24 protein-coding genes are annotated in these 25,525 nt (G+C 51.3%); 7 read left to right on the top strand and 17 right to left on the bottom strand.

Annotation, left to right across the window (positions count from 1 at the left end; translation table 11 throughout):
• The first annotated feature begins 76 nt into the window (after positions 1–76).
• The 4 genes from CMUST_RS07770 to CMUST_RS07785 all read left to right on the top strand — a co-directional run bounded on the left by CMUST_RS07770 (position 77) and on the right by CMUST_RS07785 (position 3,997).
• Positions 77–1,261 carry a precorrin-3B synthase gene (locus CMUST_RS07770; protein WP_047262038.1) on the top strand — a complete coding sequence of 395 codons (1,185 nt, stop codon included), beginning with the start codon at positions 77–79 and terminating at the stop codon, positions 1,259–1,261.
• Positions 1,258–1,935 carry a precorrin-8X methylmutase gene (locus CMUST_RS07775; protein WP_047262039.1) on the top strand — a complete coding sequence of 226 codons (678 nt, stop codon included), beginning with the start codon at positions 1,258–1,260 and terminating at the stop codon, positions 1,933–1,935. The genes CMUST_RS07770 and CMUST_RS07775 overlap by 4 nt, the downstream gene beginning before the upstream one ends.
• A gap of 37 nt (positions 1,936–1,972) precedes the next feature.
• Complete coding sequence (gene cobJ, locus CMUST_RS07780) at positions 1,973–3,517, top strand: precorrin-3B C(17)-methyltransferase (RefSeq protein WP_047262040.1); 1,545 nt, start codon at positions 1,973–1,975, stop codon at positions 3,515–3,517.
• Positions 3,518–3,586: 69 nt separating this feature from the next.
• Positions 3,587–3,997 carry a hypothetical protein gene (locus tag CMUST_RS07785; protein ID WP_158408211.1) on the top strand — a complete coding sequence of 137 codons (411 nt, stop codon included), beginning with the start codon at positions 3,587–3,589 and terminating at the stop codon, positions 3,995–3,997.
• Between the two features lie 113 nt (positions 3,998–4,110).
• Here the strand turns inward: CMUST_RS07785 and CMUST_RS07790 are convergent, their stop codons facing one another.
• Genes CMUST_RS07790 through CMUST_RS07810 form a run of 5 tightly spaced genes read right to left on the bottom strand, consistent with a single transcriptional unit; the run spans position 4,111 to position 8,837 of the window.
• Positions 4,111–4,836: a cobalt-precorrin-6A reductase gene (locus tag CMUST_RS07790; RefSeq protein WP_047262042.1), complete on the bottom strand. Its 726-nt coding sequence runs from the start codon at positions 4,834–4,836 to the stop codon at positions 4,111–4,113.
• Positions 4,824–5,597, bottom strand: coding sequence for a precorrin-4 C(11)-methyltransferase (gene cobM / locus CMUST_RS07795; RefSeq protein WP_047262043.1), 774 nt, complete (start codon positions 5,595–5,597; stop codon positions 4,824–4,826). Before cobM ends, CMUST_RS07790 begins: the two co-directional genes overlap by 13 nt.
• Positions 5,594–6,886, bottom strand: a complete 1,293-nt coding sequence (locus tag CMUST_RS07800) for a bifunctional cobalt-precorrin-7 (C(5))-methyltransferase/cobalt-precorrin-6B (C(15))-methyltransferase (protein WP_047262044.1) — start codon at positions 6,884–6,886, stop codon at positions 5,594–5,596. The genes cobM and CMUST_RS07800 overlap by 4 nt, the downstream gene beginning before the upstream one ends.
• Positions 6,887–6,909: 23 nt before the next feature.
• Positions 6,910–7,707, bottom strand: coding sequence for an SDR family NAD(P)-dependent oxidoreductase (locus CMUST_RS07805; RefSeq protein ID WP_047262045.1), 798 nt, complete (start codon positions 7,705–7,707; stop codon positions 6,910–6,912).
• Positions 7,704–8,837, bottom strand: coding sequence for a M24 family metallopeptidase (locus tag CMUST_RS07810; protein ID WP_236690090.1), 1,134 nt, complete (start codon positions 8,835–8,837; stop codon positions 7,704–7,706). The genes CMUST_RS07805 and CMUST_RS07810 overlap by 4 nt, the downstream gene beginning before the upstream one ends.
• Positions 8,838–9,000: 163 nt before the next feature.
• On the opposite strand from CMUST_RS07810, the gene CMUST_RS15975 reads away from it, so the two are divergent.
• On the top strand, positions 9,001–9,603 hold the full coding sequence (locus tag CMUST_RS15975) for a trypsin-like serine protease (RefSeq protein WP_144414153.1): 603 nt from the start codon (positions 9,001–9,003) through the stop codon (positions 9,601–9,603).
• On the opposite strand, the gene CMUST_RS07820 is transcribed toward CMUST_RS15975, so the two are convergent.
• From CMUST_RS07820 to CMUST_RS07870, 11 genes are all read right to left on the bottom strand, one after another.
• Entirely contained in the window at positions 9,572–12,316 is a 2,745-nt protein-coding gene (locus tag CMUST_RS07820; RefSeq protein ID WP_047262047.1) for a DEAD/DEAH box helicase, read from the bottom strand. The genes CMUST_RS15975 and CMUST_RS07820 overlap by 32 nt on opposite strands.
• A gap of 12 nt (positions 12,317–12,328) precedes the next feature.
• Complete coding sequence (tatC, locus tag CMUST_RS16540) at positions 12,329–13,300, bottom strand: twin-arginine translocase subunit TatC (RefSeq protein ID WP_047262048.1); 972 nt, start codon at positions 13,298–13,300, stop codon at positions 12,329–12,331.
• Positions 13,301–13,309: 9 nt separating this feature from the next.
• Positions 13,310–13,561, bottom strand: a complete 252-nt coding sequence (gene tatA / locus CMUST_RS07830) for a Sec-independent protein translocase subunit TatA (protein WP_047262049.1) — start codon at positions 13,559–13,561, stop codon at positions 13,310–13,312.
• Positions 13,562–13,593: 32 nt separating this feature from the next.
• Entirely contained in the window at positions 13,594–14,568 is a 975-nt protein-coding gene (locus tag CMUST_RS07835) for a helix-turn-helix transcriptional regulator (protein WP_047262050.1), read from the bottom strand.
• The gene (locus tag CMUST_RS07840; protein ID WP_047262051.1) at positions 14,555–15,568 is read right to left on the bottom strand and encodes a helix-turn-helix transcriptional regulator; all 1,014 of its coding nucleotides are present in this window, start codon (positions 15,566–15,568) and stop codon (positions 14,555–14,557) included. Before CMUST_RS07840 ends, CMUST_RS07835 begins: the two co-directional genes overlap by 14 nt.
• Entirely contained in the window at positions 15,568–17,028 is a 1,461-nt protein-coding gene (pafA, locus tag CMUST_RS07845; RefSeq protein ID WP_047263481.1) for a Pup--protein ligase, read from the bottom strand. Before pafA ends, CMUST_RS07840 begins: the two co-directional genes overlap by 1 nt.
• 29 nt (positions 17,029–17,057) lie before the next feature.
• A complete protein-coding gene (locus CMUST_RS16545) occupies positions 17,058–17,243 on the bottom strand; it encodes a ubiquitin-like protein Pup (protein ID WP_047262052.1) in 186 nt (61 codons plus the stop codon).
• A complete protein-coding gene (gene dop / locus CMUST_RS07855; RefSeq protein ID WP_047262053.1) occupies positions 17,244–18,722 on the bottom strand; it encodes a depupylase/deamidase Dop in 1,479 nt (492 codons plus the stop codon). It lies immediately after the preceding gene.
• A 5-nt stretch (positions 18,723–18,727) separates the two neighbouring features.
• Positions 18,728–20,272 (bottom strand): proteasome ATPase, encoded by a 1,545-nt coding sequence (gene arc, locus CMUST_RS07860; protein WP_047262054.1) that lies wholly within the window; start codon positions 20,270–20,272, stop codon positions 18,728–18,730.
• An 86-nt stretch (positions 20,273–20,358) separates the two neighbouring features.
• Positions 20,359–21,195 (bottom strand): tRNA (adenine-N1)-methyltransferase, encoded by an 837-nt coding sequence (locus tag CMUST_RS07865; RefSeq protein ID WP_047262055.1) that lies wholly within the window; start codon positions 21,193–21,195, stop codon positions 20,359–20,361.
• Between the two features lie 104 nt (positions 21,196–21,299).
• Complete coding sequence (locus CMUST_RS07870) at positions 21,300–22,565, bottom strand: M18 family aminopeptidase (RefSeq protein WP_047262056.1); 1,266 nt, start codon at positions 22,563–22,565, stop codon at positions 21,300–21,302.
• Positions 22,566–22,599: 34 nt separating this feature from the next.
• Here CMUST_RS07870 and CMUST_RS07875 point away from each other — a divergent pair, with 34 nt between their 5' ends.
• Positions 22,600–23,391 carry a RecB family exonuclease gene (locus CMUST_RS07875; protein ID WP_236690091.1) on the top strand — a complete coding sequence of 264 codons (792 nt, stop codon included), beginning with the start codon at positions 22,600–22,602 and terminating at the stop codon, positions 23,389–23,391.
• Between the two features lie 102 nt (positions 23,392–23,493).
• On the top strand, positions 23,494–23,736 hold the full coding sequence (locus CMUST_RS07880) for a HigA family addiction module antitoxin (RefSeq protein ID WP_047262058.1): 243 nt from the start codon (positions 23,494–23,496) through the stop codon (positions 23,734–23,736).
• Positions 23,737–23,875: 139 nt separating this feature from the next.
• Here the strand turns inward: CMUST_RS07880 and CMUST_RS07885 are convergent, their stop codons facing one another.
• A complete protein-coding gene (locus CMUST_RS07885) occupies positions 23,876–25,513 on the bottom strand; it encodes a formate--tetrahydrofolate ligase (RefSeq protein WP_047262059.1) in 1,638 nt (545 codons plus the stop codon).
• Between the last annotated feature and the right edge of the window lie 12 nt (positions 25,514–25,525).

The raw sequence follows: 25,525 nt of genomic DNA on the forward strand, positions 1-25,525 counted from the left end.
TCTCCCAAAGTCTCATCGGACACACTCTTTTTAGCCAGTTCGGTAGTTGCTGGTACAGCGATTAGGATGTGATCTTATGACCACCCTTAATGAAAACGCTGACATCAGTGTTTTGATTACATCGCCGGATCGTTCCAGAAATGACATGTGTCCAGGAGCTATCAGGCTCCATAACGCACAAGATGGAGCGATTGGCCGCGTGCGGTTCCCTGGCGGCAGAGTTCTTGCGCAACAATGGCAAGACATCTCGCGAATCTCAACCAACCTCGGCGACGGAACAATCCACATCACCACCCGAGGAAATTTACAATTCCGGGGTGTCTCAGATGATGCGAAATTTCTCGCCGCGGTCGAAGACGCAGGATTTTTACCGTCCCGCCCCCACGACAAGATCCGCAACATCTTAGCGTCGCCATTGGACCACGACTTGTGGCCGTTAGTAACCGCCCTTGATAACGCGCTTTTGGCGAATGATACCGTCACAGGACTCTCCGGACGCACACTATTTGGCATTGATGGTGGTTCCGGTGATGTGATGAGCAGGCGCCCAGACTTCGGAGTTCGTCGCAGCGAAGAAGGCTTTCAATTAATATTGGCGGGCCAATTACAACCCTATATCATCACAGATGACAACCAAGTTGCACCCCTTCTTACGAAAGCCGCCGCATTATGGCAAACATCAAGGGGCAACCACTGGCGGTTGCGTGAAAATCCTACAATTATTGCATCAATCGTTTCCGCTATCGCAGATGCGCCGGGCGTCGAAAAGCACGATTCTATTGACATCCAGGAATCACCTCAACGTCAGTTCCGCCCTATCGGTTGGATCGAAACCGGCAACCCCGAAAGCCGGACTGTATCACTAGGGGCAGGTTTGCGATTCGGGTTTACATCGGCAAAAGTTGCGAAAATTTTATCGGTTATCGGAGCAACCACCACGATCACGCCATGGGCGTCGCTGGTAATCCATGACATACCAGAACACGACGCCGACGCAGTGCTTCGCGTACTCGCACCAATGGGTCTGATATTCGACGAGCGTTCGCCATGGCTGCGCATAACAGCGTGCACCGGATTGCCGGGGTGCGCAAAATCGCTGTCACACACCCAACAAGATGCCGCTAACCTAGCGCAGTCCGAAAAAATTCCAGCCGGGCTTATCCACTTTTCCGGCTGCGAACGTCGTTGTGGTCACCCATTATCATCGCACACAGAATACGTCGCCACCGGTGACGGTGAATACGAGGTCACATTACGATGAATACCTTTGAATCCGATTTTCCGTTCTCCTACATCACCAATGGTGACGAAATTTACAGACGTTCGTTCGCCACGATCCGCGCTGAATCTGACCTATCTCGCTTCGATGACCAACAAGCACAAGTTGCCGTCCGGATGATACATGCCGCAGGCCAAACCGACCTCGCTAGCGACATTGATTTTTCACCGCAGTTGGTTCCTGCTGCCCGTGCAGCTTTCGACGCAGGAAAACCAATTCTGACTGATGTACACATGGTGCACTCAGGGATCACCCGTGCCCGCTTGCCTCGTGATAATGAGGCATTGTGTTTTCTGCGAGACCCCCGTACCCCAGAACTAGCAGCGAAAATGAATACCACCCGCACTGCAGCCGCAGTCGAATTATGGGAACCACAATTACAAGGCGCGATCGTTGCAATAGGTAACGCTCCTACAGCACTATTTCACCTATTGAATTGGCTACATGAAGATCCAACGCGACCCCGACCTGCCGCGATTCTCGGTATTCCAGTCGGCTTTATTGGCGCTGCCGAATCAAAACTAGCATTAGCCAGCACAGCAGAATCATTAGGAACCGAGTTCCTCACCGTTCACGGACGCCGTGGCGGTTCTGCGATCACCTGTGCCGCACTCAATGCGCTGGCGACACGCCAAGAAATCCTCGAAACCAAATAACACATACGCAGCAGAAGGCTAGTTTCCCGTTCACACCATGCATAAAACTGAACCCTCTTCACCCGCAGCAACCACAGACAACCGCCCCATTGGAAAACTCATCGGAGTTGGCGTCGGTCCCGGTGACCCAGAGCTACTGACACTTAAAGCAGTTTCTGCCATTGAAGAAGCCGACGTGGTTGCTTTTCATGCACGCAAAGGCGGCGATTCTACTGCGCGCCAAATCGCTCAAGCTCATATCCGTTCTGACCACATTATCGAACTACTCGAATACCCAGTAACCACCGGAATAACTGACCACCCAGGAGGCTACGCTGGAGCCATGGCCGAATTCTACTCGGCCGCAGCCAAACGGCTAGGCGCCCACCTAGAATCAGGAAAGACCGTCGCCATACTCGCGCTAGGCGACCCGATGCTCTACAGCTCATACCAGCATTTACATCGCATGTTGGCCGAGGACTTCCCTGCCGAGATCATTCCAGGTATCCCCTCGATTACCGCCGCAGCCGATGTTTTAGGTATGCCCCTATGTGAAGATGAAGAAACACTCACGGTCATACCCGGAACCCTTAACGAAGCAACACTGACTGAAAAACTTCGCGACACAGACTGCGCAGTAGTGATGAAGCTTGGCCGGACGTTCTCCAAAGTAAAACAGGCAATGATCGCCGCAGGTGTTGCCGATCGTGCCTTTGTTGTTACCCGGGTCGGCATGCCTGGCCAAACCCACATGCCACTCTTGGAAGCCGAGCCTTCAGAAATCCCATATTTTGCAGTCGCAGTAATACCATCGGATAAGCAACAAGCTCCATCAATCTCTATGGGGCATACCTCCGCCATAGGGGAAGTCGTCGTTTTGGGGCTAGGGCCTGGCGCACCACGGTGGACCACCCCAGAAGTGCAAGCAGAACTCAAACGAGCTACGGACATTGTCGGCTACTCGACCTATATCAATCGAGTACCGGAACGCGCCGGGCAGCGCCGCCATCCCTCAGATAACAAAGTGGAAGCAGAGCGTGCCGCAATGGCCTTAGATATGGCCAAAGCCGGACGGCGTGTTGCCGTAGTTTCCTCAGGTGACCCCGGGGTTTTCGCCATGGCTGCTGCGGTAATAGAGACGGCTGACGACGACTTATGGCGTGATATTCCCATTCGGGTGATACCAGGAATGACGGCTGCACAAGCCGTTGCTTCTTGTGTTGGTGCTCCACTAGGTCATGATTTTGGGATGATTTCGCTATCCGATCGACTCAAACCGTTTGATATCGTCGAAAAGCGAATCCGTGCCCTTGCGGGAGCTGATATGGCTTTTGCTGTTTATAACCCTGCATCGAAAGAACGCAGGTGGCAGATCGCTCGGATGCGGGATATCGTTGCGGAGTATCAATCCCCCACCACTGCTGTGATAGTGGCCCGAGCAGTCGGCAGTGAGCAACAAAAAATCACCGTAACCACCCTTGCGGATTTCGATCCAACGATCGTTGATATGCGAACAATGGTCATCATTGGGGCTTCTACAACCAGAGTGTATGAAACCACTCGGGGGGAGAAACGAGTTTTTACCTCTCGCCGATATGACTAATGAAACTAAGATGTATTAATCTCAGTTTAATAACAAGACACATCGAATTAATTGAGGAAGGCCTCTGTTTTGTCTCGCATGACTTTTAAACGCGCACTTGCCACGGTGACGACGACCGCAGTACTTGCAAGTGGCTTGGGTATCAACAACATCGCCGCTGCAGAAGAGGCTAGCTCGCAGAGCTCTTCCGACACTACCCAATCCGCCGACATCAATCTCACCGCGAACAGCAATTCTTCAAACAATTCTTCTAATTCCAAGAACTCCTCTGATAGCTCCTCAAAGTCAAAGATCTCTTCCGATATGAAGGACCGGGCTTCAAAGGTCAAAGTCAGCGAAGGAAGCTCTAAGGCGGAACGATGGTTTGATGGACAAAGCCCTGCCGTTCAAGGCATCCTGATTGCGCTGAGTGTATTTGGTGTTATTGGTGTTCTCCTAGGTCCTCTCCGTGTGGCGATCTTTAATCTTTTCAAAGTCTAAACACGCAAGATCCCCCAACACCCAATCAAAAACACACCGCTGGCACTTTCAGTAGATATTTTTGATTGGGTGTTGGTGTGGTTTCGGCGATGTTACTGCACTAATGTCACGTATCAGTGCAGCGCCGCTATAACTTCTTCGGGGCTGTGGACAATAGTTGCAACCGTGGGCAATGCTGGGCGCTGCACCATGATGACGGGAATCCCCAACTCGCGTGCAGCAATAAGTTTTGCTTCGGTCATTGCCCCACCCGAGTTTTTAGTGACCAGACAATCAATTTGATTTCCTCGCATCAGCTTCTTTTCGTCCGCGACCGTAAACGGTCCTCGGGATTGGATTATCCGGTGTCGTGCAGGTAACGGTGTATGTGGTGGTTCAACTGTGCGAATGACATACAAGTTATGCGGATCAGCTGCAAAAGGGGTAAGCTGTTGTCGGCCGATGGTTAAGAAAATATGATGAAATTCCCTCGCCGCAATCTGTGCGGCCTCTGCCATGGAAGATACTGGAATCCACTTATCCCGCGCCTGCGGTTTCCATTCTGGCCTGTGCAAAGCTAATAATGGGATTCCTGTCGCACGAGCCGCCTCTGCAGCCGAAATTGAAATACGTTCGGCAAACGGATGAGTCGCGTCAATAACAACTTCTACCCCATTGTCAATTAACCAGGTTGCGAGTCCCGCAGGGCCACCAAAGCCACCAATACGTACCTCTCCCACAGGTAACCGCGGATTATCTACCCGTCCGGCCAAGGAGCTGGTGACATGCCAACCGCGTACGACCAATTGTTTGGCTACTTCCCTACCCTCGGCAGTTCCCCCCAAAATTAATGCGCGCATGGAATGGTTCTTCCCTCAGCATCTCGTGGCCGGTCATCTGAATACAAGAAGGAATCCGGAAAACCCTCTGCAGCTAACACTTCACCGACGAGGATGACCGCTGTGCGGGTAATTCCGTGATGATGCACTTTCTGAGCTATATCGCGCAGAGTTCCTCGCACAATCACCTGATCTGGCCGGGAAGCGAACGCAACAACTGCAACCGGACAATCCGCGCCGTAATTCGGTTCAAGTTCTGATACCACACGAAGAATATCGTGTGCTGCCAAATGAATACACAGCGTTGCTTTGCTAGCCCCCAGCGTTTTTAGATCCTCCCCCGGCGGCATTGCTGATGCCCGTCCCGAAACGCGCGTGAGAATTACCGTTTGGCCCACTGTTGGAACCGTCAGCTCGTGACCAAGTGCTGCCGCTGCAGCCGAGAACGAGGCTACGCCGGGTACGATCTCGTAATCAATCCCTAATTCCGTCAATCGACGAGCTTGTTCAGCTACTGCCGAGTAGATCGAAGGATCCCCTGAATGTAGCCTAGCAACATCTATTCCCGACTGATGCGCCCGGTTTATCGTCTCGGTTATCGAATCCAGCGGCATTCGTGCGGTATTTATCAGTTCCGCTTGCGGCGGAACATTGGCTAGTACCTCCTCCGGAACTATAGAACCAGCATATAGGCACATTCCGCAGCTACGAATCAGCCGATCCGCACGTAACGTTAAAAGATCCGGGGCACCTGGGCCAGCGCCAATAAAGTACACGGTCATTCGTTAAATTCTTCCAGATAATCAGAGTCCGCTTTGGTTACGACCCACTGCGTTACGGGCAATGCAGGCTTAAAAGTGCTGAAACCGCCAACGGAGTGCTCTTTGGCGATATCAAACCTAGTTAGTAAGCCGCCATGTCGTTTTTTCAACTTCCACAACATTTGTTCTGATTCGATAGTGACAGCATTCGCAACAAGCCTACCGCCGGGTTTGAGTCGATCCCATGCACCAGTGAACACTCCAGGTGCAGTAATTCCGCCGCCGATGAATACGACATCAGGATTATCCGGCACGGAGGTGTAGTTATGTGGTGCCTCCCCCTGTACCGCCAAGCGGTGTGCCACACCTAACGTGCGAGCATTCTTCAAAATCCGCCCCCGGCGAATTTCATCAACTTCAAAACACACAGCGCGAGTGGTGTTCGTAGCACGTAAACACTCAATAGCGACACTGCCCGCTCCACCTCCGATATCCCACAGGATTTCCCCCTCGGAAGGAGCAAGCGCAGAAACTGTTAAGGCCCGAATATGCGATTTCGTCAACTGACCATCGTTTTCAAACATGGAATCAGGCAAACCCGGAGTTCGCGGATTTCCGCTTTTCGACGGCACAACAGCGATCACATTCAGTGCGCTAACAACCGCGGGTGGGTGAAAAGCATATCCAATACAGTGTGCTTCATCCACAGAACCTAGATCACTTAAGACTTCAACCCGCGCATCACCTTGGTGCATATCGACTAGCAATTGACATACTTCAGCGGGGGTCTTTTCGTCACGTCCCAAGATAAGAAACGGTCGTCCCGATTCAATCGGTAGCACCAACGATTCCACTACCTGGGTAACAAGGGAATAGACCGGCGTTTTATCAACCGCCCACCCCAGTCGGGCGCAGGCAAGCGAAGCTGAAGAAACATGTGAGTACACCGTCATCCGCATATTCGGGAATTTTCGTCTGAGCGTCGAGCCAATCCCATGAAACATTGGGTCGCCGCTAGCAAGGACAGCAACCTTTTTCCCGTGCAGTTCAGCAAAGATATCGGGCAAAGCTGGAATCATGGGTGATGGCCAGGGGCGTCGATCGCCAGAAATATCGTCTGTAAGGAGATTCAATTGCCGCCATGACCCCAAAACCACGTCGGCCTCGTATAGCGCTTTTGTCGCAGCGGCGCCCAATTCGCTCATGCCAATTGCGGGCAACCCAATAACCGATACCGTTGTTTCCATTGCACGTGCGTCACCAGCGTCGCTAGGAATACTTTGCGGAAGTGTGGCTTTTGCTTCGGTCATGTCACCTTAGTGTAGTCGGTAATCTAACGAGGCATACGGCGCCAGACTGGGCGTGGCACTAACTTCATAATCCACGCAAGTAACCGCAATCTACCCGGAATCCACACGGTGACACCACCGCCGGTTCGCGGGTCTTTTAGAAGAATCTCTGCTAGCGCATCCGCAACGTGATCTGCGGTTACGGACATTGGTGCAGGTTTCATGCCTGTGGTCATGGAGCCAATAACAAATCCAGGCCGGGCAATGATTATTCGAGTGCTAGTACCATGCAATCGATCGGCTAGTCCTTGGCAAAATGCATCTAGCCCGGCTTTGGTTGATCCATAGACATAGTTGGCCTTCCGTGCCCGCCACCCAGCAATGGAGGAAAACGCAGTTATGGTGGACACCGGCGAGGTAGCCGATTGCTTGAGAAGAACGTCAACGGCAACGCTCAAACTCACTAACTGAGCGGTGTAATCAATAGTTGCAATTTCACTGGTGTGCTGCCAGTCTGTTTCCGCGCGGCTTTGATCGCCCAAGATACCAAAACACACGATTATGTGGTTAATATGAAACCTTTCCGCCACAGATTTAATGATTTTCTCATGGCGGCCAAGATCGGTAGCATCGAAAAACACTGATTCGACGGAAGACGCCCCCGCTGCGATTAATGCCGAGTGCAACTTGTCCTCCGTATCACCAGGCCGACGACTTGCCAACACCACGTGGTGGCCGGAAGCAATTCGAAGCGTAAGTTTTGTTCCGATCTCACTGGTTGCGCCTAGCACAATAATCGCAGGTGTATTTGCGTATTGGTGGCTGGATGATAGGTGTGTCATTGCAACTGCCTAGGTTGATTATTAAGCAGTTGACATCCGGATTCAGTTACAACAACAATATCCTCAATACGTGCACCAAATTTCCCGGGAAGGTAGATACCTGGCTCGACAGAAAAAGCCATACCTGGTTCTAAAACTAGGTCGTTTCCAGCCATAATAAACGGCTCTTCGTGGGTGGATAGCCCAATTCCATGACCAGTGCGATGAATGAAAAACTCACCGTAGCCTGCCTCAGAAATAATATCGCGAGCGACTTTGTCGATTTCAGCAGCCGTAACAGTAGGGCGAACCGCTGCCACTGCGGCCCGTTGGGCGTCGAAAAGCACATTGTACATGGCTGCCATTTCTTCTGAGATTTCAGCATCAGCGCCACCAACTATGTAGGTACGTGTGCAATCGGAGTGATATCCGGGGCCGAAAGTTCCACCAATATCCACTACCACCATGTCACCGGCTTCTAGGCTCCGATCGGAGAAGTCATGATGTGGGTTTGCACCGTTTTCCATGCTGCCGACGATGACAAAGTCAACTGCGGTGTGCTCGCGCAAAATTAATCTTTCTAGTTCCTGCGCGACTTCACGTTCGGTTTTTCCGGGTTGTAACAATGCTGGTACTTGAGAATGGACCACATCTATTGCGGCGCCAGCGCGGCGAAGTTCAGCTATTTCCGCATCGTCTTTGCGGGTAAACAACTCCGCCAACACCTCGGTGGCTAGAATCGTCGATGATTGTGCACCCAACAAGGTTTGAATCGGCAATAAATGGTCTGCGGTTATAGATGCGCCTATGCCTACATGGTTATTTTCTTCGGTGGGCAACGCCAATGCGTTCACAGCGATTGCGTGTGGATTCTCGCCATCAACCCAGCCGATAACCGATACATCCAGTTCACCTAGCACTGATCGGTTGATATCTCCGCGATCAACCGCAGGCGCAACAACGCTAGGCTTGCCAGTTGCCGGGATAACCACAGCTGTAAAACGCTCATGAGTGCTAAGCCACGAGCCGGTTAGGTAAGCAAACTGCGGCCCGGTTCCGACGATTAGGCCAGAAATTTTACGTTCAACACATAGCCGCTGGGCTTCAGCGAGACGACGCGAATATACTTCAGGAGAAAAGGTTGCAACCATAACAAACATCTTAAACCTAGTTTTTTACCTCACGGTCTTTCGCTCCCACTAACACCTAACCACAACGGCTTTCCATTGGGGACTGGCATAAGGATAACCAAGACTAAACAAACCTGAAAAATATCTCGTTATTGTTTGATGAGCGACTAGAATTAGGCCCATTATGCCTAATGGATTAGTGAAATTAAGTTCAGGCACTGGATTCTGTTCCGGGGTAAGAATCGCCCCCACCATTGTGTTAAGTGCGAAGCATTTTTTGCGCCATACACTGCCACGTGACATTCGTATTTCCGCCCCCTTTGATAACGTCGATTCGTTCTGCACAATTTCCGGGTGGATCGGCATACCGCACACAGATATCGCAGTCGTAGCAGCCCCGCTTCCAGATGACCACAGTTTTACCAATGTCGCTACCGTTCCTATTAGTTCAACCAGCCTTAGACTGGCAGATCGAACCATTAGCGTCGGGTTGGGTGGTGGTGCATCGGTTATAAAACCCGGCTGGGTAATTGGAACTCTTCCCTTCGCATGCGGCAAAAACATACACACCAGGGTGCGCCATGCAGCTGTGCTGGCTCAACGAGATCCTGCCGTGCGTGGTGATTCTGGCGGTCCGATACTTATCGACGGGAAGGTTTATGCCCTACAATCCATGATCCTTGAACCATTCGGTCACAACATTGGTTGCGCTACTGTTGCTCAAATAGCTCCGGTAGCGAGAAAAATCTATTCTGCTATGAACCAATTGCAACAACGCCTCGCCTAATCGCAGAAATGGCTTGGCGAGCCGCATAAGCGGTGTCGTCGTTGTACGCAGTATCACGTATCTGTTCTAAAAGGTCAATCACCTGGCGAGCTTGCCGAACAAAATCACCTGGCGTCAACTCAGCGCCTGATTCCGCAGCAGCGGCCATGCAATAGCCCAATGGTGCTCCTGCGGCCCATTGATGAATCGCCAATGCGAAACCACCTTCGGGATACCGAGTAATAGGTAACCTATGGCGACGTTCATCAAAACTCAATTCGTCCCAAATGCGCAGCGTCGCATTCATCGCATCGACCATTGGATCGGTTGCACCTTCAGGTTCGCCGTGCGTCTCCCTGCGGTTTTCAAAAGTACACATACTGACAACTCCAGCCAGCTCCGCAGGATCCAAACCATCCCATATTCCGCGTTTCAAACACTGTGCGACTAGCAGATCACTTTCATTGTGAATTATCGCAAGTCGTTCACCTTCATCTGTAATCTGCGGGTTGCCATCTACGAATTCGACGTAATCCAATTCAGCCAGTAAATCCAGGATTCGATCGAATTGTTTGCCCAGCGTGTCCGTAGCAGCACTGACGCGCTGCTTCAACCGCTCAACCTCTTCGCGGGCGCGTATTAATTGCTCACCAACGCGTGCAAGATCTTCTGTATCAGGCCAGTAATGAGCCGGATGATCCCGCAGTGCTGCCCGCAATGCGTTGATCTCCTTGGTTGGCCGGTTTCGTGGGGTTTCCCGTAGTTTTTTGGGCCTGCGGTAATGAGCTTTGGCAAATAAATTAACCACCCGCCCGCTGTTTCGATGGGGCTGAGCAATAACACTGCGTGGCAGTTTCATAGTCCCAATGACCATCGGCGGCACGGCAAAAGATTGAGTATCAACGCGGCCGCACCAGCCGCTTTCCATAACGATTAATGGTCGTGGATCGCGTGGGTCGCTTGCTGGTTGAACAACGACCGCTAGCACGGGGTGACGTTTAGTCGGCATGGCAACAACATCGCCGAGTTGGAGCTTTTTGAGGATCGCGGTTACTTCTTTTTCGCGTTCTTCAATGGCAAATCGCTTCGCACGGCGCTCTTCGTTGCTTAGGTCGCGTCGAAGCTGCATGTATTCAATAAATTCTTCAAGGGGGTTTTCGCTTGGAACACTGCGACTGGAAAACTCGCCGACAAGCTGTTGCTCCGTTGCCTGAACGTGGCGTTCTGCTTTCTCAATCTCCCGGACTTCGTCGACGACACTGCCATCAGCTTGGAACTGCGCAAATGATTTTTCTAAGAGTCGATGTGCAGGGTGAAAGCCTATAGTCTTTAACAAATTCACGCTCATGTTATATCCCGGTGTAAACGTGGAAATAAGCGGATATGTGCGTGTAGATGCGAGTCCGGCGACCCGAACCGGATCCATGGCTGGAGACCACTGCACCACGGCATTACCGATCACGTCAATACCGCGCCGCCCAGCCCTACCTGTTAATTGGGTGTATTGACCTGGTGTAAGTTCAACATGTCCCTCACCGTCGAATTTGACCAATTTTTCCAAAACTACCGTGCGCGCTGGCATGTTGATGCCCAAGGCGAGCGTTTCCGTAGCGAAAACTGCGCGTAGAAGTCCGTTAACAAAAAGCTTTTCGACGACGTGGCGAAACGCGGGCAACATACCTGCGTGATGCGCAGCGAATCCCCGCATCAATGCTGCTCGCCACTGACGGAATCCCAAAACCTTCAGATCTTCATCGGGAATACCCGCCACGCCTTCATCAATTATTGATGCGATCTCGTTAGACTCCTCTTGTGTAGTCAGCACCAGGCGGGATCGGAGACACTGAGCCACAGCAGCATCGCATCCGGTACGGGAAAAAATAAAGGTGATAGCAGGCAACATGTCCTGGCTCGCTAGAATGTCGAGTACTTCCGGACGGCCTAGTGGGCGATATTTATCCTGCGGGCGGGGTTTTCCGCTGCGTGATTCGCCCTTGGCCCGGGAGCGAAACCCCTTTCCTGCTAGATAATCAGCGCGCCCGCGCTCTAGATTGTCGCGGTCGATTTTTTCGATCCGGGCAACCAGTTCGTGATTAACCTCGCCGGTGGTGCCAGGGGAAAATAAACTGTAGATTCGCCTGCCCACTAACATCCACTGATCTAATGGAACCGGTCTGTGTTCAGAGACGATTACTTCAGTATCGCCGCGAACGGTACCTAACCACTGGCCGAATTCTTCCGAATTACTAACGGTCGCTGAAAGCCCAATGATGCTTACCGAGTCATCGAGACCGAGAATCACTTCTTCCCATACCCCGCCGCGACTTTTATCGGATAGAAAGTGAATCTCGTCCATCACCACGTGGCTAAGTCGGTCTAGTGTCGCCGATTGCGCGTAAATCATGTTTCGCAGCACTTCGGTGGTCATGACTATCACGTCAGCGTTGTGGTTGATGGATACATCTCCCGTAAGTAATCCCACCGTGTCTTCGCCGTGCTCTTTGACCAGGTCGTGGTATTTTTGATTGCTCAGTGCCTTGATAGGGGTTGTGTAGAAGCACTTGGTTCCCCGAGAGAGCGCAAGACTAACCGCAAATTCACCAACAATAGTTTTCCCTGCTCCTGTTGGTGCACAGACTAAAACCCCTCGATCCTGTTCAACAGCAGTGCATCCGGCCAATTGAAAATCGTCGAGGGGGAATTTTAGTTTTGCAACAAACTCATCAAGGTGCATGCCTTAAGAGTACTAGATGATGTCATCATAGTTTCTGTCTACGCTTGCTGCATCTTTAATATTTGCAAGCGAGGAGGAAGGGGTTATTGGCGCAGAAGGAGCAATAGGGGTTGCCGTAGTTGCTAGTGGTGAAGCTTGTTCGTCTTCGGTATCAAGCCAGTCGGGGCGTTCAACTTTTCGGCGTTTGTCATTTAACCGAGTGAACTGAATGGCAATTTCGACAAGCAAGGTTAAAGCCAAGGCTAGAACCAGCATGGAGAACGGATCTTGTCCCGGAGTCATTACGGCTGCAAAGATAAACAGCAACATGATGATTATGCTGCGTTTATCCTTGATCGCTTCATAACTGAGTACCCCAGCAACATTGAGCATGGCGATGATGAGCGGCACTTCGAAGCTGACACCGAATATGGCCAGTAGTGCCAGTAAGAAATCAAAGTACCTGCCACCAGATAACGCTGTTACTTGGAACTCCGCACCGATTCCTAAGAGGAATTCCAGGCCAAACTCTACAACAAAATATGCAAGAACCGCACCGGAAACAAAAAGCAAAACCGCAACAGATACGAACGTAAAAGTCCATTTGCGTTCGTTTTTCATCAGGCCGGGCGTGATGAACGCCCAAATTTGGTACAGCCAAACCGGAGAGGCGAATACTGCACCTGCTAATGCGCCGACTTTAAGTCGAAGCAGTAGCGCTTCAAAAGGAGCAGTAGCAATGAGCCGACATTCGCCGTCGAGAGTGAACACTGCGCGTTTTTCTGGCGGAAGTGAACAATAGGGTCCTCTGAGGATGTCACCTAAGGATGAGATGCCGAAGACGCTATGCTGATACCAGATAAATCCGACTACGGTGCCTACTGCCAGCGCGATCATGGATATAATCAACCGGCGCCGTAGCTCTTGCAGGTGCTCCACTAAGGACATCTGCCCTTCTGGATTAGCTTTCTTACGTCGAAGAAGCTTTTTGGGAGATGAACTCATAACAGATTTTTAAGGCTGCTGTTGGGGCTTATATTGCTCGGGCTGCGCGATAGGTTGCGGCTGGATTGTTTGGGTTTGTTGCGCTTCCAGTGCGCGTTGTTCTTCAAAACGCTTATCGTCATTGCTCATTTCTTTTACTTCGGATTTGAAAATCCGCATGGAACGACCCAACGAGCGTGCTGCGTCAGGAAGTTTCTTTGCGCCAAAAAGCAGAATTAATACGACAATAAGAATGCCGATCTCTAAAGGCCCAACGCTCATGAGATTCCTTTCAGGAGGTTATGTGTAAGCATTTAGCTAAGATCATACGCGTTAAGTGCCATTTTAGCCCTTTCACGCACGCTACCAGCGATATCTTCCGGAGAAAGAACTGCTACCCGATCTGCGTTACTAAGCGCGAATGTCAGTAACCATTCTCGGGATACCAAAGGCACCGTAACAATGACAGAGCCATCCTCTGCAATAGTGGTAACTTCACAAGGAATAGTGTCCGCCAGCCATGCCGCATCCTGCGTGATTTTAAGTTCCGCATGCTCTGTAGCTTTACTTAGTTTAAACGGATCTTTCGGATCGAAATCAAGCTTCGATAATTGCGGCTGGGCTGACTCTTCCGTGACGGTCAACGCCCGGATCCGGTCAATACGAAAAATTCGATGCTCGTGTGTTAAATCGTCGAAAGCGTTGAGATAAGTATGACCTTGGTTGGAAAACAGTCGGGCTGGCGATACCGTCCGGTGTTTGCTGTCCTTTACTCCTTGTGAATGGTATGCAAAGGATATTTTTTTATTCGACAGCATTGCTTGTCGGAGTTTTTCGACGACTGGCTCGACGTCGGCCTCGGTTTCAGCGTCGGAAATCGCCTGGGAATCGAAAACCCCATTTGCTTCATCCGCCATCAGGGACCGCAACTTAGTAGCAGCTGAACGAACCGCAGTCTTATCTACAAGGCCTGGGATTACATCCAACGACTCTAGGGCAAGCAGCAACGCACCGGCTTCGGTTCGGGTAAGCCGAAGTGGTTTGTCCATTCCCTGGCTGTCGAGCACTTGGACACTGGTGAATCCGTGTTCTAAGTCAACTAATTCATCCGGCATGACTCCAGGTCCGCAGCAAAATAGCCGATTGAGATCGTCCATAATGGTGGCGGGCTCTAAACCTAGGTCCTGGGCGGCCGCCATGATTGAACGCCCTGGATGCCGTTCAAAGTATGGAAGTAGATTGAGCATCCGCACCATATCAGCGATGCGTTCGTTCTTAATCGGTGTCATGTGCTGCCTTTCGCAATAATTTCACCACGCTGTTGACAATTTCCTTCGGTTCAAGCACAAGGACATCAGGTGCAAGGGCTGCCGCTTGCCGCACCAACCATCCAGCATCAATGTCAACGAGTTTGTATAAGCCGTTATCTGGGTCAATTGCTAAAGCACCAGGTTGAATATCTTCTGCTTGTTCCTTCGTGGCGCGTATTGTGGCGTCGACAAGCGTTTTGCCGTTTCTCAGCTGCGCCAACACAAGTTCGTGAAGATCCACGGCCGGATCCATACCATGAAAGCTGCCGTAGACTTCTTCGTCATCGTGTTGAGGCGATAAAAAAGCTATATCGGAAACGCGCGTGATGCGGAAGCATCGTGGCGCCTGACGGTCTAAATCAAAACCGACCAGATACAATCGGTCACGATTGGCTACTATCCCCCACGGATCCATCCACCGTTCAACGTAATCACTTGTGGATGTGCGCTGGTAATAAAAACTTAACCGCTTGCGATGAGTACAGGCTTGCGTGATCAAATCCAAATCTTGCGCCTGAAGCGAGCTCCAATCATTTATCGGCGTAAACGCGACAGCCGGTGCCAGCGAGGATTCAACACCGCTAGCGGCAATTTTGGTCCACCCTGAACGGGAAAAGGCAGCGAGCTGGTCGCCAGTTCCCATTTTTCCGGCAAGACCTAAAACTGTGGCTTCATCAGGGGTAAATTCAACTGCGGGTAACTCGTAATTTTCTGGTTGTAACCGCCACACTATCTGGCTGCCAAGTTTAAAAGACTCCAGCGGCACACCCGCGCGAATAAGGTTGCGGCAATCACGTTGAAACATGACGTGAGCTGCGTCAATTTTTCGGATGTTCTTTTTATCATCAAACTTATAGCCTGGAACGTTTTTATAAACGTGATCAAAAGTTACGTACTCAGTTCCCGACTTAGCGGCGGAAAGAAAGCTAAAAGTGAGATTGGTGACACGCTCCAATTGAGCGTCGTTGCGATTAGCCATTACCCCTCCTGCTGGGCATAAGTTTCCTGATGTAGGTGCATATAGGAGATCAGATCATCTACCCGAGGATCGTGAGCCGCAAATGGATTATTAAGCTCAACAATCTGCGGATCTGGGCGGTTGACTTTCAGCCTCATCCAATCCACCGAAAATGGTGCTGCGACCTTCTCTGCAGCAGCAAGGAACTTTCCTCGAAGCGCCGCGCGAGTAGTTGTCGGCGGATTATTGACCGCATCATCTACAGCTTTGTTAGTGATCCACCTATTAACCACGCCCCTGGCTTCCAGTTGCGGGAATATTCCTCTCCCACGACGGATGTCATGGTACATGAGATCCATGTATTGAAGTTTAGGGTGGGAAAAATCGGTCGGCTCTACCCCGAGTTTGTCTTGGAATTGCCGCATCAATGTTAATTTGATCGCCCAATCTATATCGCGGGAAATGAGCGAATAATCCCCTGTCCGAATAGCTTGAAGCGTACGCTGCCATAACTTAACAACACGGCTAAGTTCTGCTGTGGAAGTTCCGGCTGTTGCCGTTTCATTCTCAGTGTAGTTTTCCCGGACGTCCAACCACCGGTGTGCGGCGTCGCAATACGCTTGTTGAATTTCCAGTGCCGTTGGGTTCGCAGCCATTGAACTTCCCGAATTGGCTAGAGGATCGTCCTCCGATTCTGGCTTAAGTAACGGCACTTCGGTGCGACCACTCAAATCAGCCGATATGTCTTTGATCGCAGCGATTTCGTTTGCCAGCTCGAACGTTGGTAGCTCGAAACCTGCTTCGATCATCTCTAAAACCAGGAGAGTTGCCCCTACTTTCACTGCGGTTGTTGGTTCCGCCAGATTAGAATCGCCGACAATAACATGCAACCTACGGAACCGATGGGAATCTGCATGTGGTTCATCTCGAGTATTGATGATCGGTCGGGAACGGGTAGTTGCGCTAGAGACTCCCTCCCAAACGTGATCTGCACGCTGGGAAAAATGATATGCCCCGTCTTTGATCGCCCCCGCACCGCACACGAGTTGGCGGGTTATAAGGAAGGGCAGCAACTTTCTTCCTAGCGACCTAAGCACTACGTCCCGCGCCACCAAGTAGTTTTCGTGGCAGCCATACGAGTTTCCCGCCGAGTCCAGGTTATTTTTAAATAGATACACATTCCCGGAAATACCATCGGAAGCCAACTGGGCTTCCGCTTGCTGAGCAAGTCGATCAACAATGACGTCCCCGGCGCGATCATATGCTATGAGCTGGGATACGCTGTCGCATTCGGCGGTGGCGATTTCGGGGTGTGATCCGACGTCGAGGTATAGGCGGGATGCGTTGGGGATGAAGATGTTGGAGCTCGCCCATTTTTCTACTACTGGGCGGAACATGAATCTGGCGATTTCATCGGCGTTGAGTTTTCGGCTTCCTGTGTTGGTGACGCAGGTGATGCCGTATTCGGTTTCTATGCCCATGATTCGGCGGGTGAAAACTTCCACGGAAGTTACTGGCCGCCTTTCTGTACGTAGGAGCGGACGAATTCTTCGGCGTTTGTTTCTAATAGGCTGTCTATTTCGTCGAGGAGGTCGTCGACTCCTTGGGTGTTGAATTGCACTTGGCCTGATGCGGTGGTGTCGGTGTTGTTGTCGTCGTCGGGTTTTCCGCTGCCGGTTGTGAATTTTTGGGGCATTTATTCCATGAGTCCTTTCGCGCGCATGTCGGCTAGAAATTCGGTTATGTTAGGCAGAATACTCAAAGATGTTTCGGTGTGCTGCTTTGTGTGGGTTGTGACTTCTGGCATGAAGATTCGTTGGCCGAAGATTGACATTACTTCCCAGCTTGCGGAGTCGATGAGGTGGGATACGCGTTTAATTAATTCACCGCGAAGGTAGGCGCGGGTGTCTGTTGGTGGGTGCCATGCTGCGTGTTCGATCATGTCTGTGGTTACGAGTGTTTGCATTGCTGAGTTTCGTACTAGTGCATGGTACAAGCTTTTCGACGGGTCGATGTCTGCGTATTGTAGGTCGATGAGTTTGAGTTTGGCGTCTGTGATGCCGATGCCTCGGTTGGTGTATGAGGAAATCAGTGCCCATTTGGCGCACCAGTCTAAGGTGTCTGCGCAGGCGTGTGGTCCGCCGGTGTGGAGTTTTTCTATGGTTTCCGCCCATAGTGGGTGCACGGTTTCGTCGGCTTCGACTCGGTTGTGGTATTCGCGTAGTAGTTCAAGTGCGGTGAGTTGGCGTCCGTCGACGAGTGTGAGTTTGTGGGTTAGTGATAGGTCTCGGGAGACGTGTTTGAGTTCGGCTACGGGGGTTTTTAGGGTGAGGTCGTTGAAGTTGGCGCCTGCTTCGATTGCGTCCATGACTAGTGATGTGGTGCCGAGTTTGAGCAGGGTTGACGTGTGGGACATGTTGGCGTCGCCGATGATTATGTGTAGTCTGCCGAAGCGTTTTGCGTCTGCGTGTGGTTCGTCTCGGGTGTTGATGATTCCGCGGTTAAGTGTCGTTTCTAGGGAGATTTCTTGCTCGATGTAGTCTGCGCGTTGGGAGATTTGGAATCCGGGTTCTTCGCCGAACATGCCTAGGCCTACGCGTCCTGCTCCGGTGAGTACTTGGCGGGCGACGAGGAATGGGATGAGTCCTTGTGCGAGGTGGTCGAATTCGGTGTCGCGGGAATAGAGGTAGTTTTCGTGGCTGCCGTAGCTTGCGCCTTTGTTGTCGATGTTGTTTTTGTAGATTTTTAGCGGTGGGCACGGTTGGTGGTGTTCTAAGATTGAGTGGTTGCGTGCGCTGAAGGCCGCTACTCGTTTGACTGCGGTGTTCATGATGACGTCGCCTGCCAGGTCGTAGATCATCGCTTGCCACGGGGTTGTTGTTTCTGGGGCTGAGTATTCTGGGTGTGCGTGGTCGACGTAAAAGCGGCCGCCGTTTTCTAGAACGACATTGGCGATTCCGAGTGCGTTGGGGTCTACGACGGGAATGGTTTGGTGGCGTTTGAGGTCGAATCCGCGGCTATCGCGCAGTGGATGTTCGGAGGAGAAATCCCATCGTGCGCCTTGTCCTTGGCTGAAGGCAACGACGGCGTGTGTTGAGGTTATTATGGGCGATAATGTGGGGTCGGTTGGTGTTGCGATTCCGTATTCCGTTTCGGTTCCGATGATGCGTGCCATGGTGTTTAACTCCGGGTTCCGATAACGCGGGCTACTGCTACGCGAGCGCCGCTGCGGCCTAGGATTCGGGACCATTCGTCGGGGTTTGCGGTGTTGGGCATGTCTTCGCTTTCGCTGTTTTCGGCGTCGATGGCTGTAATTAGGTGCTGTGTGGTGATTCCTTGTTGGTCGCCTTGTAGATGTGCTTTGATGGCGTATTTTTTGGCACGGTCGACGACGTTTGCGATCATGGCGCCGGAGACAAAATCGCGATAGTGGATGATTTCGGTTTCACCGGTGACTAGTCCTAGTTCAACATAGGGTCGGGGTGCAAACATGTGGTCGACTGCGGCGTTGATGAGGGTGTTGATGTCTTCGGCTAGTGGGACGCGGTTGGTGAGGTGTCGGCTGAAGATGTCGCGTGCGTTTTCCTTGGTTGGTCTTTCTACCCGAATTTTTACGTCTAGTCGGCCGGGGCGCAGGAGGGCTGGATCAATGAGTTCTTCTCGGTTAGTTGCACCAATTACGATAACGTTACTTAGGGATTCGACGCCGTCAAGTTCGGTTAGCAATTGTGGCACAACGGTGGTTTCCATGTCAGAGGAGACTCCTGATCCTCTTGTTCGAAAGATTGACTCCATTTCGTCAAAAAATACAATGACGGGACGTCCGTCTTCGGCTAGTTCGCGTGCTCGTTCAAAAATTAGCCGAATGCGTCGTTCCGTCTCTCCTACAAATTTGTTTAGTAGTTCGGGGCCTTTGACGTTGATGAAGTAGCTGGCCGAACCGTCCCCGATCCTGCTGGATAGGGAATTTGCGACTGCTTTTGCAATTAGTGTCTTTCCGCAGCCGGGTGGCCCATAAAGTAGTACGCCTTTAGGTGGCTGTAGGTCATAGCTGTGATATAGGTCGGGGTAGGTAAAAGGTAGTTCTACCGCATCTTGGATTTGCTCGATTTGGCTATCAAGCCCTCCGATGTCTGCGTAGGTGACCTGTGGAATTTCTTCTAAAGCTAGGCGTGATACCTCGGTTTTGGGTATTACTTCAAAAACGTAACCAGCTTTTGCATCTAGTAATACGGTGTCACCGGCGCGGGGAATTTTTCGCTCACCACTTAGTAGTGGCTCCGCAAGTTTGACGATGCGTTCCTCGCCATTGTGATCAGATACTAGGGCTCGATCGGCACCGATCATTTCCACCATTATGCCAAGCTCCCCGGTGGTGTTGAAGCCACATGCTTCAACGATATGATTAGCTTCGCCTAGTCGAACTTGAACACCTGGCACCAGTGATGATGGATCTACTAGAGGGGAGACCAAAAGACGCATGCGTCGGTTAGTGGTAAAAACTTCTGCGCATCTGACCTGCTCCCCCGGCGCGTCGGTGCTAGTGGGGTGGGAAAATTCTAGGAAGGTGCCATATGTTGATGGCGGTGCTGCCATTTGCTCCAACTGCTGATGTAGGACCTGAAGCTTTGTCCGGGAGGATTGTAGCAGTTCCGCCAGTTTGGCGTTGCGCTCGATCAGTTCCGAATGTGCTTTAGATGGTTGCGCAGTTTCAGAAGGATGCATGTTCACAACATTACTAATGAACGCCTAAAAAGTGTTCAATTTGCCGGTGGTTCGCCCTGAAACTGCGCCGTGGTGGTTTTTGGCCGCTATTTCCGTGCGCGGCGTTGCGGCCGTGGCGGGGTTACCCCGTCTGCTAGGCGTCTGGTCCATACGAGAAATGCGGTGTGAGCGTTCATGCGATGTTCCGGTCGGGTCGCTAGTCCCTCGACTCGCCAATCTCGGATTAGGGATTCCCAGGCGCGTGGTTCGGTGAAGCATTTTTGTTCCCGTATGCCCTCCATGACTTTCATAAGTTGCGGTACGGTAGCTACGTAGGTCATGAAGACTCCGCCGGGCAGCAGGAGGTTTTTTGCGACTTCTAGGCATTCCCAGGGTTCGAGCATGTCAAGAATGATCCGGTCGACGGGGCCGCCGATATCGTCGAGAGTGACTTCTTTAAGGTCGCCTAGGCGTGGGCTCCAGTTTTCGGGGCGGTGGCCGAAGTATTCGTCGACGTTGTTCTCGGCGTATTCTAGGTGGTCTTGTCTGATTTCGTAGGAGATGACTTCACCTTTGTCACCGACTGCCCGTAGTAATGCCATGGAGAGTGCGCCTGAGCCTGCGCCTGCTTCCAAGACGCGCGCGCCGGGAAAAATGTCGCCTTCGACGAGGATCTGGGCGGAGTCTTTCGGGTAGATAACGGCTGCGCCACGTGGCATGGATAGTACATGGTCGACCATGAGGTGCCGGAAGCAGAGGTATTCAGTGCCTTGTTCGCTTTTGACGACGGTTCCTTCATCGGCGCCAATGATGTCGTTATGTTTAATGACGCCTTTGTGGGTGAAAAACTGGCCATCTTCTTCCAAGATGATGGTGGAATGTCGTCGTTTGGGGTCGGTTAATTGTACGCGGTCGCCGGGTTGAAAGGGTCCTGAATATGCCATGAGCGTTTAACCTACCAGAAAGGTCTTTAGAGACGTGTTTTTGTTGTAATAGGCAGCCAGTGGAGATGAGTCGTTGGGGAAATGATACTCCTGTGTTGACTCGATCAGATGACAAAGAATGTGGTTAGCGCACTGGTGAATTGTTCGAGGTCAGTTGTGTGGCATAGCTCTCGTGCGGAGTGCATGCTTAAGAGAGGGATTCCGACATCGACTGTAGGGATCCCGAGTCTTGTTGCTGTGATTGGTCCGATGGTTGAACCACATGGTACTGAGTTGTTGCCGACGAACACTTGTGAGGTTATTCCGGCAGCTGCGCAGGTGGATAACCACCGCTGTTGTGTAGGGGCAGTCGAAGCGTATCGCTGATTTGCGTTAATTTTTAAAACTGGTCCGTGTCCAAGTATTGGGAAATTCTCGTGATCGTGCTGGGAAGAATAGTTGGGGTGGATGGAATGTGCAGCATCAGCGGAGACACAGAAGGAGCGCTGTAGCATTTGTTTGTGTTCGTCTGTATTAGCCCCGAGTTGAGTGGCCGTTCTAAGTAGTACATCCTCCAATAGTGGACCGCCAGCACCGGTTGCAGACTGGGATCCGACTTCCTCATGATCGAAGCAGGCTAAGACGAGTACATCGTCCCCGCCGCTGCCGTCAATGACAATATCCTGAGCCGCTTGGATCAAAGCGGTTATTCCCGCGAAAACGGAGCTTAGGTTATCTAATCGGCCAGCCGCGACTAGCTGTGACTTAATGCCAAAGCATTCTCCGGGTTGTGCGTCTGTGGTGATTAAGTCGTGGCTTAGGATTTGGTTGTGTCCCACTCCTGCTGATTCGGCGACGATGTCCATGAGGTTAACTGTTGGGTCGACTCCGAAAATTGGCATGAGGTGGCGTTGTCTATCCGGGCTAAAAGATTCATTAGCACTGCGATCTAGGTGGATGGCCAAATGCGGAATGCGTAGTAGAGGTGGTGTTGCAACCAGTTTTGTTGTTCCGTCTGCCAAACATACTTGGCCAGCGAGTACCAGTTCCCGGTCAAACCAGCTCGGTATGATTGGGCCGCCATATACTTCGACGTTTGCTTGGTTGAAGCCAAAGGCGGTGGAGTTGCCGTTGAATTTCAGTTTGAATCCGGGTGAATCAGTGTGTGCGCCGACAATCCGAAATCCTGATTGTGGGCCAGCGGTTTCGGGAACGAACCACGCCATGAGGGCGCCGTCACGGATCAGATAGTGTCCGCCTGGTTCAGCGTTCCATTGCTCAGTTTCTACCACAGGGCTAAACCCTGCGGCCCTGAGAAGTGTGGCACCTTGGTCGGCAGCGTGGAAGGAGCTGGGGCTTGCTGCGATGTAACTGATGAAATCCCAAATCATGATTCATTAGTGTATTCCGATAAGGTGGGTTGATGTGAAACTAGCATTATCCCCATCCCGCGCGAGTGACTATCAACAATGTCCCCTCCTGTATCGCTTTCGGGCAATCGATAAATTACCGGAGCCCAAAACAGTTGCTCAGGTAAAAGGAACACTAGTCCATGCTTGTTTAGAGGACATGCATGGGTGGTCACGGGAGGATCGCACGTATCCAGCGGCAGTTAAACGATTGAAGCCAAATTGGGCGATGATGTGTGCCAAAGATCCAGAATTAGTTGAGTTAGTTCCGGATGTGTTGGAGTTTTTGGTTGAATGCCGCTCGTTATTGCGCGGGTATTTTGAAATGGAGAATCCACAGGGTTTCGATGCTCATGCGTGTGAAATGTACATTGATACCATCCTGCCTAATGGTGTGCCGGTACGTGGTTTTATCGATCGGGTTGATATCGCCCCAACAGGGGAAATTAGGGTTGTTGACTATAAAACTGGCAAGAAACCTTTGCCGCAATATAGTGCGCAGGCGCAGTTTCAAATGAGGTTTTATGCCCTAGCGTGGTGGCGGATTCATGGTGTGATACCGCACCAATTACGACTCATGTATTTAAAAGTGGCTGATTCGCTTTTTCTTGTTCCCAGTAAAGAGGAACTAGAGTTTTTTGAACGCGATCTAGCCGAATTATGGTCAAAGATCCTCATGGATGTTGATAGTGGGTTTTTTCGGACGAAGAAGTCGAAGCTATGTGGTTGGTGTCCGCATCAAAGTCTTTGCCCAGAGTTTGGTGGCACTCCCCCAGCTTTGCCTTACCTAGCACAGAAACAGGAGTAAAGCCTAACCTTGCTGGTATGACGCAGTTTCTCCACTTACTATAGTCCCTAGGTTTAGGTAATTAGAAGAAGTGTTACCTTAGCAAGGGAGGATTTTGTTTTCATGTCAGCTCCGCGCCACCCTGGCATTGTGTTAAAAGAGGATTATCTCGATCCACAGGGCATTTCATTCTACGATGCCGCAAAGAAGCTCTATGTCGCGGAAGCCATGTTGGTACAGTTCGTTGCTGGTAAGCAATCAGTTACTTGGAATTTATCCAAAAGGCTAGCTGCTGTCTTCGATCAAAATCAGAGTTTTTGGTTAGAGGCGCAGCGAAATTGGGATAAATACAACGCGGAGTCTTAAAAACAACAACTAGGTGTGATAACCCGCCGCCATCTCATCCCTGATGGATTGGTGTTTGCTGACTGAGGATTGTTTTTCATATGGGGCACCCACCGCCCATATTGATGGTGCCCCATATGAAGGTTTTAACCACCTAGGCCTAAAATAAGCCGACTATTTTTTCATCGCGCACCGCAATGTTTTCGGCGGCTGGTTTCTTTGGCAGTCCGGGCATTGTCATGACATCGCCGGTTAATGCAACAACGAAACCTGCACCGATGCGAGGTAAAAGCTGGCGAACATGGAGGGTATGCCCTGTTGCAGCACCAAGTAGTGTCGGGTCATCACTGAAGGAATACTGGGTTTTTGAGATACAGACTGGAAGGGTGTCCCAGCCATTTTCCTGTAAAAATGCCAGATCTTTTCGTGCTTGTTTAGACCATACGACGTCGTTGGCACCATAGATTTCCGTGGCTATGGTGCCAATTGATTTTTCAATACCGTCTTCTGGTTCGTACAGTGGATGTGCAGTGCCACCACTTAGGGAGTTGACCACCGCCGCCGCTAGATCGTTAGCCCCTTCACCACCGTTTTGCCATACGGACACTGGAACCAGTGTCACCCCGAAGTTCTTTGCCCACTGGGTCATCCAGGCTATATCCGCACTGCTGTCACCGGAAAACTCGTTGAGTGCAACGATTGGTTCGATTCCAAACTTCCGAATATTAGCCACATGGCGTTCAAGGTTACAGATGCCTTGTTCTAAGAGCTTTTCGTCATCGGTTCTGTCGACGGCGTTGTGTTTAAGGGAACGGATAGTCGCCACGATAACGCAGCTATCTACGTTAAGCCCACCAGTGCGGGCTTTGATGTCGAAGAATTTTTCAGCTCCCAAGTCGGAGCCAAATCCAGCTTCCGTCAGCACGACATCAGCAAAAGTCAATGCGGTTTCTGTCGCGATTAACGAATTGCATCCATGGGCTATGTTTGCGAACGGGCCGCCGTGCACAAACGCAGGTGTCCCGCCTAAGGTTTGAACCAGATTGGGATTGATCGCGTCTTTTAATAACGCAGTTAACGCGCCATGGGCGTTGATGTCACGAGCTGTAATCGGTTTTTTGTCGTAACTTTGTGCCACAACAATGTTTCCGATCCGCAATTCCAGATCAGCAAGAGAGGTGGCCAGGCACAAAACGGCCATTATTTCACTGGCGGCAGTGATGGTAAAACCTGTCTCTGTTGGCACCCCATGTGCCATACCGCCTAAACCGGTCACGACATGACGCAAACTGCGGTCGTTAACATCTAGACACCGTTGCCAGGTGATCGAGCGGGGATCAATACCAAGAGTGTTACCGTGATGAATATGATTGTCAATCATTGCGGCGAGGGTGTTGTTCGCTGCAGTAATCGCATGAAAGTCGCCTGTGAAGTGAAGATTAATGTCCTCCATTGGGACTATCTGCGAGTATCCGCCGCCGGCGGCACCTCCTTTGATTCCCATAACCGGGCCTAAAGACGGCTCCCGGATTGCTACTGCTGTTTTTATTCCGGTGAGTCCAATAGCATCTGCCAGACCAATAAGTACCGTGGATTTTCCCTCCCCTGCTGGTGTCGGCGAGATTCCAGTGACTAACACCAGCTTTCCGCGAGGTGCGGGTGATGCGGCCGTGATATCCACTTTTGCTTTGGTTGTGCCGTAAGGAATGAGGGCGCTGGTTGGGATCCCGATTTTCTCGGCTATGTCACTGATGGGTTGAAGGACATGCGCTTGGGCAATTTCGACGTCGGTGGCCATAAGTGGTGGTGA

The sequence above is a fragment of the Corynebacterium mustelae genome, assembly GCF_001020985.1.
Classification (GTDB): Bacteria; Actinomycetota; Actinomycetes; order Mycobacteriales; family Mycobacteriaceae; genus Corynebacterium; species Corynebacterium mustelae.